Here is a 3,665-nt window from a genome sequence, read left to right on the forward strand (position 1 = left end):
AGCTGTTCCCAGGCGGCGTGCAGCCCGGGCAGCGCTCGCGCCCACCCGTCCCTGGCCACGCCGTAGGTGTGGTCGACGATGGCATGATGCAGCCGGTGGATGGCCGCCCGCCGCTCAGGGTCGGCGAGCACGGCGGTGCCGCCGTCCACGGTCGCCGGCCCATCACAGCGCCGCAAACCGTCACCGTCCTCGACGCGGTCGAGCCCCAACCCGTCACCACCTAGAGCATTCGGCTCCTCACCCTTGGCAACGGCCCGCAACCCGATGCGGTTCGCAACGCGTTGCGCTTCGCTGAACAGGGGCACGCGCGTCGTGCAAGTAGCCTGCGATAGGTGAAGACTGCGTTCGTGCTCGGCGGCGGTGGGCTGCTCGGCGCGCACGAGGTCGGCATGCTCCGCGCCCTGGCCGAGGCGGGGATCACGCCCGACTACATCGTCGGCACCTCGATCGGCGCGGTGAACGGCGCCTTCGTCGCGGCCGATCCTGACGGCGCCGCCGACCGGCTTACCGAACTCTGGCGCGGCGAAGCGCTCCGCCACGTGTTCAGCGAGACGGTGCTGGGGCGCACCATCCGGCTGATACGTTCGGGCACCCACTTCCACGCGATCGAGCCGCTCAAAAGGCTGCTCGCCGACACCCTCCCCGCCGCCGACTTCACCGACCTGAAGCTGCCGTTTCACTGCGTGGCGGCCAGCATCGAGGAGGCGACTGCACACTGGTTCACCAGCGGCCCGCTGGTGCCGGCCGTCATAGCGTCGTGTGCCGTGCCCGGGCTGCTGCCGCCGGTGGAGATCGACGGCAACCACTACTTCGACGGCGGCCTGGTCGACTCCATCCCGGTCGGCCGTGCGGTCGCGCTCGGCGCGACCAGCGTCTACGTCCTGCACGCCGGACGCATCGAGAGCCCGCTGAGCGTCCCGAAGCGGCCGTGGGAGGTGGGGCTTGTCGCGTTCGAGATCGCGCGCAGGCACCGGTTCCACGAGGAGATGTCGGCGATTCCGCCCGGCGTCCAGGTGCACGTCCTGCCGACCGGAGGGCAGCGGCTGCCCCCTGGGATGCGACAATTCCGTTACCGGGACCGAAATCAGGTAAATGACAGCATCGACCGCTCGTACGCGGCTGTCGCGGATTACCTGGCCACCGATCGCGGCTAGCCAGCCCGCCAGGAGGCCCGATGCTTCCGCCCAGCCCAGTGCGCCGTTTGGTGCTGGTCCCGCTCGTTGTCGCGATCGCCTGCGCCCTGGCCGCCCTCGCGCTGCCGCTGGCCCTGCTGAGCGTCGCCTTCAACCTGGTCAGGCACCGGCTGCGGAAGGAGGACGGGGTCGCCACCGGCCGGAGGCACCGGATGCGGGCGCTGCGGGTGGTGTGCTTCGCGCTCGTCTGGGCTGTCGCCGAGACCGCCGTGCTGACGGTCATGCTGTGCCTGTGGATCGTGAGCGGCTTCGGCGGCCGGCTGGACACCGAGCCCTACCAGACCCGCCACTACGGGATCATGCGCTGGTTCCTCGACCTGATCTACCGCGCGGCGGAACGCACCTGCGGGCTGCGCGTCACGGTAACCGGACCAACCGAAGCGCCGGCGAACCGCCCCGTCATCGTGCTCAGCCGCCACGCGGGCCCGGGTGATTCCCTGCTGCTCGTCCACTACCTGATCACCTCCTGCGCCCGGCGTCCCCGGGTCGTCATGAAGGAGACGCTGCAGCTCGACCCCACCGTGGACGTGCTGGCCAACCGGCTGCCGAACGCGTTCATCCGCAAAAAGCGCGGCGGCACAAGTCCGCACACCGACCTGATCAGCCGCCTGGCCGCCAGCCTCGACCCGCGCGGTGCCCTGCTCATCTTTCCCGAAGGCGGCAACTGGACCCCGCAGCGCTGGCGCCGCGCGATCGCCAGGCTGCACCGCCGCCACCGCGACGACCTGGCCGAACGTGCCGCCGCGATGCCCAACGTCCTCCCGCCGCGCCTGGGCGGGGCGTTCGCGGCGATCGATGCCTGCCCGGCCGCGGATGTGATTTTCGTCGCGCACGCCGGCCTGGACCGGCTGGTCAGCGTCCGCGACGTCTGGCAGAGCCTGTCCGGCGACCTCCTCGTCCAGGCGCACTGGTGGCGTGTCCTGGCCGCCGACGTGCCACGCGACGCGGACGACGAGACGCGGCTCCGCTGGCTTTATGACTGGTGGCAGCGCGTCGATGCCTGGATTACGGCGCAGGACCCCAGCCAGCAAGCCCTTTCCCGCTCCGATCCTGAAATCCATCATCCGGAACGTACGCCCCTGACTCCGGACGCCAGCCCCTTATCCCGGCAGGTGGCAGACAGCCTCGACGTTGTTCCCGTCCGGGTCGCGTACGAAGGCGGCGTAGTAGTGCTCGTGATACTCCGGCCATACCCGCGGCTCGTGCAGGACCGTCACGCCGACGGCGCGCGCCGCCTCGCAGAACGCCAGGACCGCCGCACGGTCCGGCGCGGTGAAGGCGATGTGGGACTCGCGGAATCCGTCCCCTGTCGCCTGCGCCCCGATCCAGAAGTCCGGCCGGTCCGGCGTGCCGTAACCGATCGCCACGCCGAAGTCCATGATCCGCCGCCCGCCAAGCGGCGCGAGGACCGAGTCGTAGAACGAAGCGCTGGCCGCCATGTCGGCACACTGGATACTCACGTGATCGAGCATGGCGATCATTGTCGCAGCCCAAGCATCGATAGGAGGCCTAAGACACCGCCGCCCGCGGACTATAGACTTCTCCCAATGCGGCGCCCCAGGTCTTAGCGCGAGTCTTGTAGCAGGACGACGCAGTGGAGATGACCATGAAGGCAGCACAGCTCAGGCGCATGGTCGGCAAGGTCGCGGCCGTGGTCGGCGAAATGAACGAGGCCCAGCGTCGGATGATCATCCTGCGCTCCGCGCCGGACCGTTACCTGCTCAACTCGCACGAGGGCCCGAAGACCTACCACGAGTTCCTCGCCCGCACGTCCGGCCCGCTGCTGCACGAGCCCCCGGCGAGCCGCCGCCGCCCGCAGGCACATCCCGGCAAGTAGTCGAGCACCCGCCGCCACCCGATTGACTTAGGGCAGCAAATAATGCTCGAAGACGGATAACAGCAAGAAAAGCATAACGTCCTGCCCCTAAGTCGCGGGCAGCGGCTGCTGGCGGCCCTACTTCAGGACTAGGTAGGCGAAGCTGGCGACGCCCGCGACCAGGCAGTAGATGCCAAACGGGTTGAGCGACCGGTCCTCGCTGAAGTACTTGGTCAGGAACCGGACGGACAGGTAGGCGCCGATGCCAGCCAGCAGGCTGCCGACGAGCACCGGGCCGTGGATGCCAGCGCCCATCGGGCCGAACAGGTCCTTCCCCTTCAGCAACCCGGCCGCCAGGATCACCGGGGCGGACAGCAGGAACGAGAACCGCACCGCGTCTTCCGTGCTGAGCCCGCGCCACATGCCCGTGACCGTCACGATGCCATCCCGGCTGATGCCGGGCAGCAGCGCGAGGATCTGCGCGGAGCCGACCAGGATCGCCCGGGCGTAGCCCATCGTGGACAGCCGCCGGTCGGCCCGCACCGCCCGGTCGATCTCCACCTCCCGCGGCCCCTCGGCGCGCCGCGCGGCGCCCTCCTGCCGGGAGTGCCCCTGCGGGGGGTAACCCTGCTCAGCCCCCGGCGCCTGCGCCTGAC

General features: G+C 70.0%; 4 protein-coding genes and 1 pseudogene. 3 read left to right on the top strand and 2 right to left on the bottom strand.

Annotation, left to right across the window (positions count from 1 at the left end; genetic code table 11):
• Positions 1-332 precede the first annotated feature (332 nt).
• On the top strand, positions 333-1,154 hold the full coding sequence (locus tag WA805_RS05005) for a patatin-like phospholipase family protein (protein WP_422286881.1): 822 nt from the start codon (positions 333-335) through the stop codon (positions 1,152-1,154).
• Positions 1,155-1,492: 338 nt separating this feature from the next.
• Positions 1,493-1,882: pseudogene (locus WA805_RS05010) on the top strand (1-acyl-sn-glycerol-3-phosphate acyltransferase); the annotation flags it as partial.
• A gap of 411 nt (positions 1,883-2,293) precedes the next feature.
• Here the strand turns inward: WA805_RS05010 and WA805_RS05015 are convergent.
• Entirely contained in the window at positions 2,294-2,674 is a 381-nt protein-coding gene (locus tag WA805_RS05015) for a VOC family protein (protein ID WP_425241765.1), read from the bottom strand.
• A gap of 125 nt (positions 2,675-2,799) precedes the next feature.
• Here WA805_RS05015 and WA805_RS05020 point away from each other — a divergent pair, with 125 nt between their 5' ends.
• Positions 2,800-3,030 (top strand): hypothetical protein, encoded by a 231-nt coding sequence (locus tag WA805_RS05020; protein WP_422280366.1) that lies wholly within the window; start codon positions 2,800-2,802, stop codon positions 3,028-3,030.
• Between the two features lie 117 nt (positions 3,031-3,147).
• Here the strand turns inward: WA805_RS05020 and WA805_RS05025 are convergent.
• On the bottom strand, positions 3,148-3,665 hold a 518-nt coding region (locus WA805_RS05025; protein ID WP_425241764.1), incomplete at its 5' end, for an undecaprenyl-diphosphate phosphatase.

The organism is Trebonia sp. (assembly GCF_049794275.1).
Lineage (GTDB): Bacteria > Actinomycetota > Actinomycetes > Streptosporangiales > Streptosporangiaceae > Trebonia.

Excerpts from the sequence above, each read along its gene's own strand:
- WA805_RS05015 (WP_425241765.1), bottom strand. The coding sequence starts at position 2,674 with ATGATCGCCATGCTCGATCACGTGAGTATCCAGTGTGCCGACATGGCG.
- WA805_RS05020 (WP_422280366.1), top strand. The coding sequence starts at position 2,800 with ATGAAGGCAGCACAGCTCAGGCGCATGGTCGGCAAGGTCGCGGCCGTG.